This window comes from Enhygromyxa salina, from assembly GCF_002994635.1.
Classification (GTDB): Bacteria; Myxococcota_A; Polyangia; order Nannocystales; family Nannocystaceae; genus Plesiocystis; species Plesiocystis salina_B.
This window is the reverse complement of the sequence record NZ_PVNL01000118.1, coordinates 25423-43190: the sequence shown is the minus strand read 5'-3', so window position 1 is coordinate 43190 and position 17768 is coordinate 25423. Positions and strand designations below refer to the sequence as shown.

At 67.3% G+C, this 17768-nt stretch carries 15 protein-coding genes; 10 read left to right on the top strand and 5 right to left on the bottom strand.

Annotation, left to right across the window (positions count from 1 at the left end; all coding sequences use genetic code 11):
• Nucleotides 1-3: 3 nt before the first annotated feature.
• Together ENSA7_RS29955 and ENSA7_RS29950 are read right to left on the bottom strand one after the other, a co-directional pair.
• Nucleotides 4-423, bottom strand: coding sequence for a hypothetical protein (locus tag ENSA7_RS29955; protein ID WP_146158279.1), 420 nt, complete (start codon nucleotides 421-423; stop codon nucleotides 4-6).
• A gap of 79 nt (nucleotides 424-502) precedes the next feature.
• Complete coding sequence (locus tag ENSA7_RS29950) at nucleotides 503-1276, bottom strand: PrsW family intramembrane metalloprotease (RefSeq protein ID WP_106092804.1); 774 nt, start codon at nucleotides 1274-1276, stop codon at nucleotides 503-505.
• Between the two features lie 120 nt (nucleotides 1277-1396).
• Here ENSA7_RS29950 and ENSA7_RS29945 point away from each other — a divergent pair, with 120 nt between their 5' ends.
• The 6 genes from ENSA7_RS29945 (at nucleotide 1397) to ENSA7_RS29920 (ending at nucleotide 9907) form a co-directional block, all read left to right on the top strand.
• Nucleotides 1397-2398, top strand: a complete 1002-nt coding sequence (locus ENSA7_RS29945; RefSeq protein WP_146158278.1) for a hypothetical protein — start codon at nucleotides 1397-1399, stop codon at nucleotides 2396-2398.
• Nucleotides 2395-4293 carry a 2OG-Fe(II) oxygenase family protein gene (locus tag ENSA7_RS29940; RefSeq protein WP_106092802.1) on the top strand — a complete coding sequence of 633 codons (1899 nt, stop codon included), beginning with the start codon at nucleotides 2395-2397 and terminating at the stop codon, nucleotides 4291-4293. The genes ENSA7_RS29945 and ENSA7_RS29940 overlap by 4 nt, the downstream gene beginning before the upstream one ends.
• Nucleotides 4294-4296: 3 nt before the next feature.
• On the top strand, nucleotides 4297-5364 hold the full coding sequence (locus ENSA7_RS29935; RefSeq protein WP_106092801.1) for a cupin-like domain-containing protein: 1068 nt from the start codon (nucleotides 4297-4299) through the stop codon (nucleotides 5362-5364).
• Nucleotides 5361-6785: a DUF885 family protein gene (locus tag ENSA7_RS29930; RefSeq protein WP_181234250.1), complete on the top strand. Its 1425-nt coding sequence runs from the start codon at nucleotides 5361-5363 to the stop codon at nucleotides 6783-6785. Before ENSA7_RS29935 ends, ENSA7_RS29930 begins: the two co-directional genes overlap by 4 nt.
• Nucleotides 6786-7014: 229 nt before the next feature.
• A complete protein-coding gene (locus tag ENSA7_RS29925; RefSeq protein ID WP_106092799.1) occupies nucleotides 7015-8517 on the top strand; it encodes a hypothetical protein in 1503 nt (500 codons plus the stop codon).
• Nucleotides 8518-8674: 157 nt separating this feature from the next.
• Nucleotides 8675-9907: a cytochrome P450 family protein gene (locus ENSA7_RS29920; protein WP_106092798.1), complete on the top strand. Its 1233-nt coding sequence runs from the start codon at nucleotides 8675-8677 to the stop codon at nucleotides 9905-9907.
• Nucleotides 9908-9967: 60 nt separating this feature from the next.
• Here ENSA7_RS29920 and ENSA7_RS29915 read toward each other — a convergent pair whose 3' ends face one another.
• Entirely contained in the window at nucleotides 9968-10852 is an 885-nt protein-coding gene (locus ENSA7_RS29915) for a LysR family transcriptional regulator (RefSeq protein WP_106092797.1), read from the bottom strand.
• Nucleotides 10853-10927: 75 nt separating this feature from the next.
• On the opposite strand from ENSA7_RS29915, the gene ENSA7_RS29910 reads away from it, so the two are divergent.
• From ENSA7_RS29910 to ENSA7_RS29900, 3 genes are all read left to right on the top strand, one after another.
• The gene (locus tag ENSA7_RS29910) at nucleotides 10928-11344 is read left to right on the top strand and encodes a VOC family protein (protein WP_106092796.1); all 417 of its coding nucleotides are present in this window, start codon (nucleotides 10928-10930) and stop codon (nucleotides 11342-11344) included.
• Entirely contained in the window at nucleotides 11341-11913 is a 573-nt protein-coding gene (locus tag ENSA7_RS29905; protein WP_106092795.1) for a pyridoxamine 5'-phosphate oxidase family protein, read from the top strand. The genes ENSA7_RS29910 and ENSA7_RS29905 overlap by 4 nt, the downstream gene beginning before the upstream one ends.
• Nucleotides 11914-12240: 327 nt before the next feature.
• Nucleotides 12241-14655, top strand: a complete 2415-nt coding sequence (locus ENSA7_RS29900) for an EF-hand domain-containing protein (protein ID WP_106092794.1) — start codon at nucleotides 12241-12243, stop codon at nucleotides 14653-14655.
• Nucleotides 14656-14824: 169 nt separating this feature from the next.
• On the opposite strand, the gene ENSA7_RS29895 is transcribed toward ENSA7_RS29900, so the two are convergent.
• Nucleotides 14825-15211, bottom strand: a complete 387-nt coding sequence (locus ENSA7_RS29895) for a hypothetical protein (RefSeq protein WP_181234249.1) — start codon at nucleotides 15209-15211, stop codon at nucleotides 14825-14827.
• A gap of 135 nt (nucleotides 15212-15346) precedes the next feature.
• Nucleotides 15347-16312, bottom strand: coding sequence for a hypothetical protein (locus ENSA7_RS29890; protein WP_146158276.1), 966 nt, complete (start codon nucleotides 16310-16312; stop codon nucleotides 15347-15349).
• Nucleotides 16313-16642: 330 nt separating this feature from the next.
• Here ENSA7_RS29890 and ENSA7_RS29885 point away from each other — a divergent pair, with 330 nt between their 5' ends.
• Nucleotides 16643-17143, top strand: coding sequence for a hypothetical protein (locus ENSA7_RS29885; RefSeq protein ID WP_106092791.1), 501 nt, complete (start codon nucleotides 16643-16645; stop codon nucleotides 17141-17143).
• The last annotated feature ends 625 nt before the right edge of the window (nucleotides 17144-17768 follow it).

Here is a 17768-nt window from a genome sequence, read left to right as displayed (position 1 = left end):
GGCTCACCAGCACAGCTTCTCTTCGCCGATCATCGTCGTGCTCAGCTTGATGGCCTCGAGCACGCGATCGATGTTGACGAGGAGCTCCTTGTCGCCGGCCTTCTCGGCCGCGACGCGGCGATTGTTCAGGCGCCGGGTCACCTCGTTGCTCACGTTCTCGCTGGGCACGAGCCCGATGTTCTTGCTCGCGAGCTTGGACAGCTCCGCCTCGGACAGCTTGCCGACCACCGCAGGATCGAGCTTGGCAGGATCGAGCCTGCTGTAGTCGATCTTTTGATAATCGATCTTGTTGTAGTCGATCTTTTGATAGTCGAGCTTGCTGTAGTCGAGCGCCTCGGCCTTGCGGTTCTTCGCGTTCTCCAGCGAGCCGCTCTCGGGGGCGTCGCAGCCAATCAGCGAGCCCGCACAGACAGCAGCACCCACGAGGAGCGCGTTACGGTTGACTTGTGTACTTGCCATCGTCATATCCGCGTCAGACGTTAGCAGACCCAAAAATGTCGAGTCAACGTATGTTTGCGCCACCCGACTGCGCGGCCGGGCCATCGGTCACTTCGAGCGAAGCGACGACCTCGGCCTGCTCGCGCTGTAGCTTGCGAAGCCGGTAGTTGACCCAGATGACCTGGATCGTGATCGAACCCAGGATCATGTACACAAACGCAATGTAGACCTGTGTCTCCATCGCGGGGACGGCCTCGGGGGTGGCTTCGAGCACGAGCAGCGGAGCGTTGTACATGCCGTGCAGGATCAGCGGGTAGACCAGGGCGCGGACCAGCAGCGACGTGCGCTGCTCGGGGGCAAACCGCGACCGGGCGATGTAGTCCCCCATGATCGCGCCGAGCATCGCGTGGAGCGGGACCGCCGTCGTGGCCCGGGCGATCGCCGTGGTCCAGCCACCGACGTCGACGTAGATCAAGTTCTCGAGGGTCGCAAAGCCGAGCGAGGCCGAGGCGCCGTACACCAGGCCATCCATTGGCTCGTCGAAGGCGCTGTGCGGCCGGACGTAGAGCATCAAGATCGCGAACTTGCACAGCTCCTCGGGCACGGCCGCGAGGGTGAAGGCGCGGTACAGGCCGTGAAGGTGGGGTCCGAACTCGATGGCCTGAAACAAGTGATGGTGGAGCTCGATGTAGCCCAGGATCGGCGCGACGGCGACGACACCCAGCACGAAGGTCGTCAGCACCACGCGCGGAGGCTCGGGGAACGCGTCGCGGAAGTAGAACAGCGCCAGGAGCAGGGCCGAAGGGATGACGGCGGACGCGAGCAACAAGGCGTACATCGGTCAGACAACGGGCTATCATTGATTTCCACGGCGCCGCAAGCGAGACCGTCGCGCTCGGGCAGGCTCACGTGGGCGGGTGTCCCCGTGGCTGCGCGCTCGTGCTAGCGTGCTTTGGCCATGTCTGCGCCCCGTCGAGTCATCGCCCGTGTGATCGCCCGTGGGGGGGCCCATGGGATCGGGACGAACGCAGCGTTGTTTCGGCTCGCGTGGCTCGAGCCCGAGCCTGCGCGGGTGTTCGCGGGGCTGCGCGGTCCGGACGGCCAGCGCCTGAGCGTCGTCCATCGCGGAGTTGGTGGTGAGGTCGTGGCGATCGCATCCAGCCCAGCGCACGGGCTGGTCGCCAACACAGACTTGGTCGCCGACGACGGGCCACCCGTAGCGATCGCGCCCGAGCGCCTCGGCGCGATCGCAAGCGCCATCGCGGCACAATTCATGGAGTCCACGGGCCGAGATCCCGCGCTGATCGACACCGGCGTCAAGGTCATCGACGTGCTCGCGCCGCTCGTCGACGGCGGGATCGTGTGGGTGTTCGGTCTCCACGACTCCGGGCGCATGAAGTTCATCGAGGAGCTCCACCTCCGGGTGGCACCCACCGGCCAGCGCCTCACGGTGGTGTTTCCGATCATTCCCAGCTACGCGGCCACGATCCCGGCCCATCTCCACGCGCAGCCAAGCTTCCCGCCCGACGTCAACGGCGGCGTCCGATCGGTGTGGCTCGTGAGCGAAGCCGCTGGGGATCCAGGCGCGACCGCGCTGGTGCCCAGCGATCGTGGCAGCCGCTTCGTGTTCAACCCTGCCCTGGCCCAGCGGGGCTGCTATCCAGCGATCGACTGCGCCGCGACGCGGGCGAGCGACGACGCGCTGGCCCGCGTCGAAGCTGGGCAGCGCGAGCTCATCGCTCAAATCCACGCCGCGGCGACAAACCCCGAGGCCAGCGGGATCCTGCCCACGCTCGAGCGCTACTTCGCTCAGCCCTTCGAGTCGGCTCGGGACTTCACGGGTCTCGCCGGCACCCACGTGGCCCGGCGCGAGGCCTGCACCAGCTGCGCGGACATCCTCGCCGGACACGCGCCCCGAGGGGGCTACGATCTCCCGACCGGATCAGACGTTGCGCAATGAAGACCACGCAGTCCATATCAATCGCCGAATTCCTCGCGGCCGCGCCCGACGAGCAGCGCGAGCTCGCGGCCCGAGCAGCTGCGCTCTACGAGCAGCAGCGCTACCTGGTCATCGTCGACCACGGCATTCCAGACGAGCTCTTCACGCGAGTTCCCGAGATCGCGGCCCCGTTCTTTGCGGCGCCGCTCGAGCGCAAGCTCGAGCACCTCGCCCGCACCGGGCTCGGCTATCTGCCCAGCCCCGACTCCCTCGACCTGCCCGTTGCGAACAATCCAAACTCCCCGCACGAGCAGTTCATCCTCCATCTCGATCCCAGCAAGAACCCGTGGCCGACTGAGCCCGCGGACTTTCGCGCCGTCGTCTCGGCCTACAATCGCAAGGCCGAGCAGCTGTGTCGGTTGCTCGCGCGGATCATGGCCCTCGGCGTCGGGATCCCCGTCGAGCGGGTCACGGAGTCCGACGACGCGCCCAACATCTCGTTCTTGAAGTTCATCAACTGGGCCACGCCCGCGCCCGACACCCGCGTCGGCGAGTACCGCCTGGCCCCGCACTTCGACAACGCGGCCGTCTCCCTGCTCAAGAACCCCGCGAGCGCGAACGGCCTGCAGGTTCGTCGCGGCAATGAGTGGGTCGAGGCCTGGGCGCCCCCGGAGGCCCTCGTGGCGCTGTTCGGGGAGCAGCTCGCCAACTGGACCGAGGGGCGGGTGAGCCCGAGCTGGCACCAGATCGTCGAGCACCAGGCCGACTACGACGGACCGCGCTCGCGGCTGTCGTCGTGCTACTTCTACAACCCCGAGCCCATGCTCGAGAGCGTCGAGCTCTACCTCGCGGGTCGCGTCAAGTACTGCCAGGCCTGTGACGCCGCGCTGCGAGGCGAGAGCATCGACAGGCAGACCTGGACGCGCCGGTTCCGTTGGTCTTCCGCCAGCGCCGCCCGCAACACGGCCCCCACGTCCAGCGCCACGCAAAAACCCATGAGTCGTCAGCCTGCCATCTCTCTCGCTCCCCTGTTCGACGGCGACGACCGCCAAAAAAAGCGACTCGCCGACGAGCTCCTGCGGATCTACGAGGCGCAGCGCTACGTGTGCGTGCGCGACCACGGCATGAGCGAGGGCCTGGCCAAGGAGACCGAGCTGGTCGCCCACCGCTACTTCCTCACGCCGCTCGAACACAAGCTCGAGCAGCTCGCACGGACCGGGCTGGGCTACCTCCCGAGCCCCGTGCTGCTCGGGATGCCGGCGTCCAAGGTCTCGCGCAACGAGGTGTTCCTGGCCCATCGTGATCCCGCGCGCAACCCCTGGCCGTCACAGCCGGCCGCGTTCGAGGCGACGGTGGCGGCCTACAACCTCCAGGCCGAAGCGCTGTCCCACGTGCTCCTGCGCGCGTTCGCCATCGCCCTCGGCAGGCCCGAGCATCACTTCAGCGAGCAGGTCAACGCCAGCGCCTCGTTCCTCAAGCTGTTTCGGTTTCCCCGGCCGGCGCCCGACGACAGCGCGGGCGAGTACCGCCTCGCCGGCCATCACGACTACAGCGCCGTCTCGATCATTCGCTGCGCCGAGGCGCCCAACGGGCTCCAGACCCTCAGCGCGAGCAACGAGTGGCTCGACGTCTACCCCGATCCCGACAGCGTGGTCGTGTTCGCTGGCGAGCAGATGACGCGCTGGACCGACGGCCGCGTCCCCCCGAGCTGGCACCGCGTCGAGAACCCCAGCCCCGATCACGCAGGCGACGGCAGCCGAACGTCGACGTGCTACTTCTTCAACCCCGAGTGCATGGCCGGCGACGTCGAGGGCTACTTCGACGGGCGGGCCGAGTTCGCCAAGGCCTGCGCCGACCACCTCAGCGGCCGCGCCGTCGAGCGCAACGACTGGGAGTCTCCCGCCCGTCGGATCTGAGCCATGGACTACACGCCAAGCAACACGCGCGCGCTGCCCCGCGTCGCCAAGATCGACGCCGCGACCCTCGAGGCCGAGTACGTCGGCCGAGGGATCCCCGTGGTCCTGACCGACATGATCGGGGACTGGCCCGCGATGCAGCGGTGGCGAGACCTCGCCTACCTGCGCGAGGTCGCAGGCGACGTGCAGGTCCCCGTTCGGGGCAATCGCTACAATTTTCGCCTGTTCGGCACCGTCGGTCTCGCCGCCTACCTCGACTGGCTCGAGGGCCGGGTCAACGTCGAGCTGCTCGACGCCGTGCTTCATACGGCGCCCTACATCAGTCACAACCGGGGCATGACCCCGCGTCTGCGCGAAGACACCGACTTCTCGCGGTTCGTGGCCGAGGGCTACCAGGTCGGTCAGCCTGCGTTCTGGATCGGCCCGCCGAAGGCCGAGACGCCGCTGCACTACGACTCGGTCGGTATCGTCTACTTCGCCCAGATCGTCGGGCGCAAGCGGGCGATCCTGTTCCCCGCCGACCAGTCCGACAAGCTCTACGAGAGCGACTACTTCGACTTCACCACCTGCTACAGCAAGATCGACCTGCGTGACGTCGACTATGACCGGTTCCCCCGGTTCGCCGACGCCGTGCCCTACATGACCGTGCTCGAGCCGGGCGAGGTGCTCGTGTTTCCCCGGCGCCTGTGGCACGAGTTCCGCACCCTCGACATCTCGGTCTCGGTCACCGCCCACGCGGGCACCGCCGACGACTACTCTCATCGCCGCAACCCCATGCTGCTGCGTGAGCGCGCCCGCCAGGCCCTTCACTGGTTTGGCGTTCACGCTCGCGGTCGCTGCTCGTGTCACTCGAACCCGAGCGACAGCGAGTGGCAGGCATGCATGGGCGCCGTCTCCAACGCCATGTCCGTCCCCCCCTGGATCAACCGAGTCCCGCCGCTGCGCTACCTCGCGCATCGGATCTCCCTCTCCATGCTCCACGGGCACTCGCTCGGCGAGATCCTCGACTGGCGCGAGCCCGACCCGCGCGAGCCCGACTGGCGCGAGGCGGCAGGGGAGGTCGCGCGATGAACCCCGGACAAGCCTGGCTCACGCACCTCGAGTTCGAGCCCGAGGAGGCCCGGATGCTCGGGCTCGAGGCCGAGGGCCGCAAGTCGCTCGCCCGGCTCGGCGAGCAGATCGACTTCTATCGTGGGCTGTGTAACGCGGGGGACGACGAGGTCAGCCCGGCGCTGCGTCGGCTCGCCCGGCTCGCCGTCCGCCGCCATGAGCGGGGTGACGAGCACGCCGAGCTCGAGCGGATCTTGCTCCCGCGGATCGGCGACATGCGCGAGCCCGAAGGTTACGTGCGCGAGCACGTCGCCCTGCTGCGTGAGGGCCTCGAGCGGGGCCACGTCGCGCCCATCGAAGTCCTCCAGCATTTCGGTGGTCACGAGCTGCCCGCGATCGCCGACTCCGTCGACGCCGAGAGCCCGTGGCGGGAGCTCGCGGCGTTGGTCGAGGACGAGCTGATCCCGGCCGCGCGAACGCTGGGCCCGGATCGCTGGCGGCTCGGTGAGGCGGAGTATGCCTGGCGCGTGGCCAACATGGGCCTGCTCCACTCGCCCGCGGCCCTCGCCGAGCTCGCCGAGCGCTCGCTGCGAACCCAGCAGCGCATGATCGCGGAGCTGCTCGGTGCGTCGAGCTTCGCGGCGGCCCAGCCACGGCTCCAGGAGATCACCAGCGAGCGGCTCGCCCCCGGCGAGGTCGTGCCCGCCTACCGCGAGGCCAACGCCCGCTGCGTCGCGTTCGTGCGCGAGCAGGGCCTGTTCGAGCTGCCCGAGGCGTTCGAGGTCAACCTGACCGCCGTGCCGCCCGAGATGGCCGCGGTCACCCACGCGGGCAACGCCCCGGCGCCGCTGTTCGGGTCTGGCGGTGGGTCGTTCTCGGTCCTCGACGACGCTCAGCGCCACCGCAAGGCCTGGGTCGCGCCGCTCGCCGTCCACGAGGGGGTGCCAGGTCACTACCTCCAGAGCATGCTGTGGCAGCGGGAGTTTCGCGCCGCCGGGGTCGCGCCGAGCTTCGTCTCGATCGCCGATGTCTTGGCCGCCGAGCGCCAGGACTGGGGCGCGATGCCTGCGATCGAAGGGTGGGCCGTCTACGCGGAGGACCTCATGCTCGACGCCGGCTTTCACGAGCCGCAGCAGGCCGTCGCGGTCGCCAACTTCCACGCGATCCGCTGCGCTCGCGCCTGGATCGACGTGGGCCTCCACTGTCAGGGCATGACGCGCGAGCGCGCGGCCCAGATCCTCGTCGAGGACGTCGGCCTCGATCCCGCGGACACCGGGCGCGAGCTGCTTCGCTCGATTCGGGTGCCGACCCAGCCGCTGACCTACTTCGCGGGTTGGCAGACGATCGCCAAGCTGATCGCGGACAGCGGGCTCCCGCGAGCCGTAGCCCACGCGCGGCTGCTCGCGCATGGGCCGAGTCTGCCGCGGACGCTCACCGGTTGATGGGTTGACGCCGCTGATCCCAGTCAGCGAACCCGTGTCCAGGGCGTGGTCACGTCATCGCGCGCTGATCGTGATTCCAGACAGCGTCACGAGCAGCGGCACCAACACGCGCTCCGCGACCGCGGCCGGCGCGATGTCGGTGGTGCCTCCACGAAAATTCGTGACGCGCGTTCCTTCCGCACGGCTATACGTAGTAGCGTGTGGCGGTCCGTCTCGTAGGAGCTTTGTCATGACCATCACCGTACCTAGTGGAATCGCGACCGCCAGTCTCACCCTCACCTCCATCGCGTGCCTCCTCGTTGGATGCTCGACGCCCACCGACGACGGGTCGAGCGTTGGGATCGATGACGGTACGGGCGACGGCAGCACGCTCAGCACAACGAGCACGACCGACACCAACAGCACCGGTGATGGCGACGGCGACACGGGGGACGAAGATCCAGAGACTGGCGACGGCGACGGCGACGGCGACGGCGACGACTCGGGCTCGGGTGGCACGACCAAGTTCGATCTGGGCGTGCTCGGGGACGCTGGCGAAGGAACGGGCGGCCCGGGCGGACCAGGCTCGTGCCGCGAATCAGAGATCTACGGCGCCGCTGGAGGCTTCCCGGCCTTCGAAGATCCGGCCTACGCGGACTTCCTCGACAAGACGATCGCGATCGTCACCCACCGGGTCCAGAGCGGCAACTTTGGCCAGCACTTGATGACGATCGTCGACATCTCGGGTGATCCGCCGCCGCCCAGCGTGAACTACATGGCACCGCTCTACACCCGGCCAACTTGGAACGAAGCCAACTTTGGCGGACGGATCTTCGGGATCACTCTCGACTCGGAGGGCAACATCTATGTCGCGCCGTCAACGGTCTACGGCGCCACGCAGAACACCTCGACGATCAAGAAGGTCGACCGGATCACGGGGGAGATCAGCGACTTCGCGACCATTCCCAACAACGGTCCGGCGATGGGCAACCTCAACTACGACTGCGTCAGCGAGACCATCTACGTCTCGAACCACGAAGACGGACGCATCTACCAGCTCGACGTCTATAGTGGCGATATCGTCAGCACCTATCACCACGCGACCGGCGACGTGAGCATGGGGCCCGCCAACGACATGGGTGAGCCAAACGGTGCGTTCGCGCCGCTTGGCCAACGGCCCTGGGCCGTGCAGTCGCACGCGGGCCGACTCTACTACAGCATCTGGGGAGGTAACGGCGCCAACACGGTCTGGTCGGTCGCCTACGAAAACGCCAACGGCGTGCCCGACCCTGCGAGCGCGAAGATGGAGTTTCAGGTCCCGGGCTCGCAGCCGGTCTCCGACCTCAGCTTCGCCCACGATGGTTGGATGCTGATCGCCCAACGGACCATGAGCAGCGACATGTCCACCGGCGCCCACCAGTCGACCACGTACGACTACGACTACATCAACGGCGACTGGGTCTGGCAGGGTACCAACTACGTCGTCGGTGAGCTGATGCCGTACAGCGCCGCGGGTGGCGTGGACCACGACTTCGATCCAGGCGGCTACGTGTGGATGACCGGCGACGCGCTCGACTTCTACACGCCTGAAGTCGTCTACGGCCTGCAGGGCACCCCCTACGGCGGGGGCGACATCAACAACAGCACGGTCATCGATCTCGACCAAGAGGTGGTGTCGCAGGACAAGACCGCGTACGGCGACGTCGAGCTGCCGATCCCCGGTGACGTCTCGCCGGTTCCGCCGCCCGGCTGACTCTGGGGCGGGGCGGTTTCGCCTTCCTAGTTCCGGACGACACCGCACGCCACATGAGATCCAGTTGCGGGCTGCTCGGTCGCCATCCGCGTGCCGGCGGAGCGCCGCCGGCCAGCGGCGATCTCTCGCGCTAGGCTGCCGGGGAGGCAGCGACCCCATGCGCATTCGAGATCGACACCTGGGTATCGACGTGAACTTCGCCAACCCCGCCGCGTGGGCCGACCCTTATCCGCTCTACGCGTGGTTGCGCGAGGCCTCACCAATGGTCCGATGTCGCCAGCCCTTCGTAGGTCGGGCGTGGGCGGCGACCCGCTATGACGACGTCAGCTCGGTGCTGAAGGATCCCAAGCGGTTCAAGAGCAGTCACAGCGGCGCCAACGGCCGCCAAGCAATCTACGAACGCGTGCTCCCCCGTCTCGTCCAAGGCTTCATGAAGTCGATGGTCTCGTCTGACGGAGACGATCACCGACGCCTTCGGGGGCTGGTGGCCAAGGCCTTCACGCCAGCTCGGGTCGAGCAGCTCGAGTCGCGGATTGACGGGATCGTGACCCAGCTGCTCGATCGCGCGATGGCCAGCGCCACCTTCGATCTGATGGCGGCGTTCGCCCTGCCGCTTCCGTTGCGCATCATCTCCGAGCTGCTTGGCGTCGAGGCGCACGAACGGGCCAACTTTCGCCGCGCGATGGTGCGGATTATTGCCGACCGCAGCGAGTGGTCACTGATCTATCGGTTGCCCACCTATTGGGAGCTCCGTCGCATGTTTGATCGCATGCTGGCGCGCAAGCGGGCGCGCCCGACTGACGACCTCACCAGTGACCTCATCGCGGTCGAGCAAGCGGGCGACCAACTCACCGCCGAGGAGCTGGTGAGCATGGTGTTCCTGCTGCTGTTTGCCGGCCACGAGACCACGGTGAACCTGCTCGGCAACGGCACGCTGGCGTTGCTCGAGCATCCCGAACAGTTTGCGCGGCTGCGAGACGACCCCTCGCTGGTGCCGTCGGCGATCGAGGAGATGCTGCGCTTCGACAGTCCCGCACATTTCTCCGCCACTCGCTACGTGGCGGAGCGCTGCGAGGTCGGCGGCATGGTGCTCGAGCGCGGGGACAAGATCTTGCCGATGCTCGGCGCGGCCAACCGGGACGGGCGTGCGTTCGACGAGCCCGACGCGTTCGACGTGGGGCGCGAACCCAACCGTCACGTGGCGTTCGGGGCCGGGCCGCACTTTTGCATTGGCGCTCACCTCAGCCGATTCGAAGGACGGATCGCCCTCACGCGGCTCGTCCAGCGCTGCCCCGGGTTGCGGCTCGCGGTCGGGCGCGACGCGCTGCGGTGGCGGCAAAACAATTCGGGGCTGCGCGGGCTGACGGCGCTTCCGGTGCGGGGCAGCTGAGGGCGCGGTCGATGGCACCACGAGCTTCGGGTGTCATGGTGCCACGTCGAGCTGCTCCGCTCAGGGCGACATCACCGCTGCCAGGTGGTCTACATACGCCCGGACCCGCGCCGACAAGTATTGCTTGCGGGGGTACACCGCCAGCAGCGACCACGTCAGCGCGACCGTCCCGGCGAGCACTTCGACCAGCCGCCCGGACTCTAGCTCGGGCTCGACCAACATCGCGGGGATCAGCGCGATCCCATGCCCAGCCAGCGCGAGCTCGCGGATCGCTGCCGGGCTGTTGACCCGAAACGGCCCGTCGACGCTCACGGTCCGAACGCTCCCATTGACCTCGAACCGCCAGCGCTGCTGATCACGAAAGTTGGTGTCCACCAGGCACTCGTGCTCGCGCAACTGCGTGGGGTCCGTCGGTGTCCCCCGCGCGCGCAGGTAGGCCGGCGAGGCCACCGCGACCAGCGGCGCCGGGGCGATCCGTCGGGCGACCAAGGTCGAGTCGCGCGGTGTCGTCAGCCGGATCGCCACGTCGACGCCATCTTCGACCAGGTCGACCATGCGGTGGGTGAGATCCAGGTCGATCCTCAACTCGGGGTGGTTCGCGACGAAGCTCGTGGTCAGCTGCTCGAGGTAGCGATCCGCCAGACCCGGTGGCGCCGTGACACGCAATGACCCGCGCAGCCGCTGTTGCTCGTCGCGCAGCGAGGACTCGAGCGCATCGATCTCGACAAGCAGCGCACGGCAGCGTGGGTGGTAGGCGCGGCCCGCTTCGGTGAGGCTCAGCGAGCGCGTGGTTCGGCGCAGCAGCTCGACGCCTAGCTCCCCCTCGAGGGCCGAGATGTACTTGCTGACGACGGCCTTCGAGCGCCCCCATTGCCGCGCGGCCGCGCTGAAGCTGCCGGCGTCCACGACCCGAACCAGGGCCTCCATGGCGGTCAGACGATCCATTGTTCACGAATCGTAGACTAAAAGTTGCCAGAAGTACGGATTGTTCATGAAGAGGTGAGTGGCAAGCTCGAGCGAATGAGCACATCCAAGCCCCTCACCCGCGGCGTCCACCACGTTGGTTTGACGGTACCGAACATCCGAGCCACGCGTGATTTCTTCGTCGACACGCTCGGGTTCCAGCAGGTCGGCGAGCAGCCTGCCTACCCCGCGGTGTTTGTCAGCGACGGCAGCGTGATGTTGACCCTGTGGCAAGCCGACGCGGGCGCGGCAGGCTTCGATCGCAAGCGTTGCGTCGGCCTACATCACGTCGCGCTCGCGGCCGCGGACCACCGGGCCCTCGACCTGATCCACGAGACCGTCGTCGCTCGCGCCGATGTCCAGATCGAGTTCCCACCCGAGCCTTTGGGGACCAGCGGCGCGCGTCACATGATGTGCACGGTGCCAGGTGGTGTGCGCGTCGAGTTCATCTCGACGACGGCCGGGGAAGCATGAGCGAGGCAACCATCAAGCGCAGCGATGTCGCGTTCACGTCCGCGGTCAAGCGAGCTCAGGCGACCCGGGGCTCTCGCGCCAGCTACGAGCGCGTCCTCGCCAATCGAGACTGGCCCGGGACCATCACGCCGGAGCTCGCGGCGTTCCTCGCCGAGCGTGACTCACTGTATCTCGGCACGGCCTCCGCCGACGGCCAGCCCTATATCCAGCACCGCGGTGGGCCCAAGGGCTTCGTCAAGGTCTTGGACGAGCACCGGCTGGCGTTCGCCGACTACAGCGGCAACCGTCAGTACGTGTCCCTGGGCAACCTCGACGAGAACCCCAAGGCCTATCTATTTTTGATGGACTACCCCAATCGGCGCCGGGTGAAGATCTGGGGGACCGCGGCGTTCGTCGAAGACGACGAGGCGCTGCTCGAGCGGGTGCGGGATCGTGGCTACCCCGCCGCGCTCGAGCGTGCGCTCGTGTTTCACGTGCACGCCTGGGATCGCAACTGCCCGCAACACATCCAGCCGCGGTACACGATCGAGGAGCTGGGTTTGTTGGGTGTGCAGCTGCCAACGAGCTGACGCACTCGTGGTCGGTCGGGCGACTCGCGTCCTCGTCCAGACCCCGACGCATCGCGTGGGCCCAGCTCCTCGCCCGCGTCTTCGCGCTCGACGTCCCCCGCGGCCGAACATGCGGTGGCCGCATGCGGGCCCCAGTGGCGACGTGTTCGAGCCTGGCCCGGGCGCTTCGTCGTGCTCGCGCTTCCCCTCGCGCCCAGGACTGTGCCAAGGTCTCCCGACCGCGGAGTCACATCCGCTCACCGGGCCGCTCCTTGCCCCCAAGCTCCCACTTTGACCCTCTCGGGCTGAGCGCCTGCTCGGCAAATTCGAACCTCGAAGACCAACCAGATGACCACCGCACCGACTGACGCCCCCGTCGCCGATTCCACCCTGAGCGAGGCGGACGTCGAGAAGCTCTGGAAGGCTTTCAGCGTCTTCGACACCGACGAGAGCGGCGCTGTCTCCGTCGAGGAGATGGGCGCCGTGATGCGCTCGCTCGGACAGAACCCCAGCGCCGCCGAGCTCCGTGATCTGCTCAATGAGGTCGACATCGACCGCTCTGGCAGCATCGACTTTGGCGAGTTCAAGACCTTGATGGTCTCGCGCAGCGGCGACCGCCGGAGCCGCCTCAAGCTGGCCTTCAGCGTGTTTGACAAGGACGGCAGCGGCCACATCACCGTGGACGAGATGAGCAGCGTCATGAGCCAGGTCGGGCTGACCAGGGCCGAGCTCGACGCGATGGTCAAGGAGGTGGACGACGACGGCGATGGCTCGATCGATTTCGCCGAGTTCTGTAAGCTGGCGCCGGAAGCGCCGTCGCCGGGGCCGAGCGGATCGGCGCTCGACCCCATCGCCGCGCCGCTCGACCGCCCTGCCGCGACAGCCGCGGCCATCGTCGGTGGGCTCGCGGTGCGCGAGCGAGCGCAGCCGGTCGCGGAGCTGGTGCCGACGCCGGAGGCCGGTGCGGCCAGGGTGGAGGCCGAGCTCACCCTCATGCGCGAGCAGGTCGCTCGCCAGCAGCAGGAGGACAAGGTCCGCGGGACCTCGATCCTGCAGCTCCAGATTGGCTTCTTCCGCCTGATTCAAGGGGCCGCCTACCGCTGCTTCCGCGAGAGCTTCTCGGCCAACCACGAGACGCACTTGCAGGTGCGTAACCTGCCCTACCGGATCACGGAGTTCGTCCCTTTCGTGCGCGCCGCCATGGCGCTCTACAAGGGGCTCGGGGTCGTCGAGGAGGTGTGCCATCCGATGATCGATGCGGTGGTGCAGTCGCTCGACGAGGAGTACGCGCGGCTCCAGCATCGCATCGCGAACTGGCCGAGCATCCCCAAGACGGAGGAGATGCTCGCCGAGCACAGGGCGATGGTGGAGGCGCGCAGCCGCTCGGCCAACACGCGGGAGAAGTTCGCCGCAGGTATCGAGTTCGCCATTACCATGCAGAAGCAGCGCCTCGATCTGCGCGACGTGGTCGAGGGCGTGTTCGCGGTCAACGAGCTGAACCGGCTGCGCGAGGAAGAACTGCTGCAGGAGCGGGCGCCCCAGCCTGCAAAGCCGGCCGGTGATCCCAGGAACTATCTGACCAAGTGGAACCGCGTCCTCCTCGACAACGCCCTGGAGACGGTGGACGGCGCGATGATGCCAGTCGCGTACTTCTACGAGGACTTCATGCCGAAGCTCCTCACGGCGTTCACCGTCAGCACCGCCGCCCACGTCGCGACCTGCACCAACGTCGACGATGCGGTGTTGAACGCGTGGTTCAAGTGGATGCAGGACGAGGGCGACTTCACGGGCCACGGCGCGGATATCGGCGCGGCTTTCCCCACGTGCTCGCCGGCCGAGAAGCTGTGCCTGCTCCAGGGCTGGTGGCTCTCGCGCCATTACCTCAACGGCGTGCAGAAACGGCGTGAGCGCGCGGAGGCCGGACGGGACACGGGGGGCCTCTCCCAGTACATCGCCTTCATTGATGTGTACCTGGGCCGGAGCGACATCCGAGACTCCCAGATGCGGCTCAGCTTCCCGTACTACATCGGTCCGGCCGTGTGGCGCTCTCTCCATACCACGGCGGAGATCGTCAGCGAGAAGTCCACCGCCGAGCAGCAGGCGCTCGTTTATGGCTTCAAGGACTTCTTCAAGCTGTTCGCCACGATGTACCCCTGTCCGTACTGCCGCCATCATCTCAACGCGTATGTCGTTCAGAACCGGGAGGTGGATATGTACCCGGTCGAGTACCTCCTGCTCGGGCACGATCCCGGCGCGTCCAGCTTCAACATGTCCATCGACGACAAGCTGAAAACGGTGACCGATGGTCCTTCACTGCGGATGTTCCTCTGGAAGCTGCACAACACCGTGTCGTCGTCGATCGCCCGCTCGGAGGAGTGGTATCATCGGGATGACAGCGCATTTTACACGACGCGGTACTGGCCGAGCCTGGCCGCCGAGCTGGCCCGGGCCCGCGCCTTCAAGCACCGCAGCATCTCCATCGAGCGCATCGAGGCCAACTACCAGCTGCTGAAGCCGGTCGGCCGGCTCGCGGGCGTGCGGCTGGAGCTGCAGCGGCTGCTGGCGAAAGGGGACGTCGACAGCATCGGGCAGGCCAAGAAGATCGCCAAGGACTACATCGCGCAGCTCGAGGCGAGCGTGAGCAACGGGCGGTTCCTCCAGGACAACTACCGCCTCGATCCGACGCTGAGCGATCCTCTCAATCCCACCTATTCGGAGGAGGAAGAGGCGCTGGGGCGCAGCGGTCTCTACACCGAGGTTTAGGGGCGTCGTGTCCCGCGGACGACGCGGAGCCGGTCTGCTCGACGGGCTCCGCGTCGGGGTCAGGGGCTTGTCGGTCTCGACCACTGAGGACGAGGAAGTCATGGCTGATCAGCCTGCGATATTGCGCGGGATGCTGGCCGAATGGCACGGGGTGCCCGAGGTTGCAACCTCAGAATACTCTTGCCGTCGACGTTTCGATCTTGAACTGACCTTTTACCCATACCTTGAGTTGCGACGCCCCGTCGTCGAAGTGCAATTCTAAACAATACTCCGAAGCGTCAGGGCCTACGAGTACGCAAGAGGAGGACGAGACGGTTCCCAGGCCGTCGACGCTGAGGTTTCGCCAATCATCGAACGTGACCGTGATTGCCTCACCAAGGCGCGGTTCGAAGTCGATAAAGGACAGCGTGAAACCGTCTTCGATGCTGAGAGAAATAGACATGCAGTCAAGGCCATGAAGTCGGCCGTTGTCGAACTGTGTGATTTTTCGGGAGGTCACCAGTTCATTCACACTACCACGTGCGTGCTCGCGATACGCTGCCTGAAGATTCCGCATACCTCCGTATTCGTTCAGTGGAAGGCGAGACTGGAGGTGGGTCTCCGCAGGGCGCCGCCCGGGGCGAGCCTCGTTTCCTGCGCGCGGAGCGAACCGGGCACTGGACGGGGAGGGAAAACCCTCCTCGCGCTGCGCTCATGGTGACGTCGCGTTCGGGTCGAGCGGTTCGACGCGAAACACCACGCGCATCGCTTTGTCCACGTGGTGGATCGACTCGAGGACGAAGGCGTGGCCCTGCCACTCGCCACGCACCCGAGAGGCCACCCCCGGGCTCGGCTCGGTGAAGTGAAGACGCTCGGTCTGTCCTCCTCGGGAGACGATGAGCTCGACACGCTGTATTGCGATCGCCGGCGAGGAGACGTCGGCGCTCGACATGTCGCGCGCTTCGAAGGGGGTCGCGCCCAGGGTGAGCGTGAAGCCCGAGGCCGAGGTCTGCGACCGCCCCGGGACGAGCACCAGCTTCTCGCCGCCCGTGCCGGGGGCTTCGAACGCCACCCGGTCGAGCACGTGCGGCCAGTCGTCGCCCGCCTCTCGCTCTGCCTGCGGCGCTCCGGAGTCGGCTCCCACGAGCGATGCTCCCACGCGTTTGACCACGCCGCGAAGCTCGAGCACCGGGTGGCCGGGCGCGAGCTCGCCGAAGTCGCGTTCCCACAGCGACTTGCTCACCAGCGTGCCGCCGCGGTTTCGGTAGGAGAAAGTGACCATGACCTCGTCGGGGATCCCCGGCCGCTGGGGCAGCGCCGGCCAGTCCTCCGCCAGCCTCTCGGCCACGGCGACCAGCTCGGCCATGCCGTCCGCGTCGAGCTGGGCCGTCCAGCGCAGGAGCCCCCGCTCGCGGTCGAGCCGCTCATAGAGCACCCGACCGTCGCGCGCGAAGGCGAGGCGCTCGCCGTCACCGTGAAAGACGCTCATGTCGGCGAGCGCGAGATCTGCTTCGTTCGACATCTCGACAGTACCGGCGAAGGGGTGAGGTGTGGCGCCCGGTGAGGTCTCCGCCCCTGAGAGCGCTGGCGTGGCTTGAGGCGTCGGCTCGGCCGCCCCCTGTGGCGCACTGGATGGGCCCGCTCCATGGCAGCCTACGACGATCAGCGCCGAGCCCAACCAGCTCGCCTGTTGTCGCTTGGCCATCGCCGCGACGATACCTCAGTCGGCTCGACCATGGCCGAAGAATTCGTTGGCGAGGCCCACGCGGTGGCGGGCTCCTACGACGGCTCACAAGCGCTCGGGCGCCGGGACCCCGACCAGCGACAGCCCCCAGCTCAGCGCCTCGCGGGTCGCCTGGATCAGCCCACGCCCAGGTCGAGCTGCGCGCGCCGGTGGTGTATGAACTGTGAGCCAAGGGGCTCGAGCGGAACTATGCTACCGGAACGAATTGAATCTTGGCTGAATTCCAGCGAACGGGGTTGGCTGAAACAACTGCAAATACCGGCCGTGGATCAGGCACAGATACGCGGCGAGTATGCGCAGTGGCTGCTCAGCGCGGGGCACACGTGGCGGGCGCGGGTGTTGGTGCTCGAGCAGACGTTGTTCGAGCGGGGCTGGTTGGACGAGGGTGAGCGGGCCGAGCTGGCGACCATGCGTCGGGATGTGGATCCGGGGTGGTGGGCGTTGATTTGGCGGGGCCGTCGGATCTATGGGTGTGGCGAATCTCGCTCGTCCATGCGGGTCCGGTTCCGCTATCTTTGCCCGATGTCATGGGCCGCGCTGGCTCCCTCTGAAGACGCGTCGGTGCGGTCGTGCGTGCAGTGTCACGAGCGCGTGTATCGGTGTGATTCGGTTGATGAGGCGGCGATGCACGCTCAGGCTGGGCATTGTGTCGCGCTCCCGGCTGCTCTGGCGAGCGAGACGGAGCGGCAGTCGGGAAGGCGGATCTTGGTGGGCCGACCCGACTGGGATGAGATGCTCGTGCGCCAGATTTTTGGGGACGGCTGAGGCCATCGAGTGTCGCTGACGAACTCGGGTTCATAGCTGAGGCCGAGGGAGGGCGTCGAGCAGGCCCCGCGGAACACGGGCATGGATGCATCCACTCGGCCACGGCGGATCGGGAAGGTCTGCTCCGGCGAGTCGACTTGACCGGACTCCAATTTGGTCTCACGAGGGTGTCGCCGTGCTCAACCTGTGCCTTCTCAGCTGCGACCCCGACGGCGACGACTACCCGCGAGGCCAAAGCTGTTTTCGGTCGACGACGACTTTGTTTGCGCTCCCGATGCCGGCCTCAACCCTGGTGCACCGGGGACCTCCTGCGAGAACCTCGCGTCCTGCGACCCGGGAGCCTTGTGCGTCACCGCGGCCGCGTACGGTCAACGCTGCGAAGGCTTAGCCTGCTGCACCGAGACGTGCGACCTGACCGATCCGAGCTGTGAGAACCCGAGCCACGAGTGCGAGGCGTGGTTCGAGGAGGGCATGGCGCCCCCCGGGCTACGAGGACGTCGGCGTGTGCGTGGTCCCATCGTGATGACGTACTCCCGCCCGGTGATCGTCTGCGCGCCTCGATGCGCCCCGTAGCGATCTTGCTCAAGCAGCTCGCGCTGTTTGTCCCTCGCGGGCTCATCGAGCT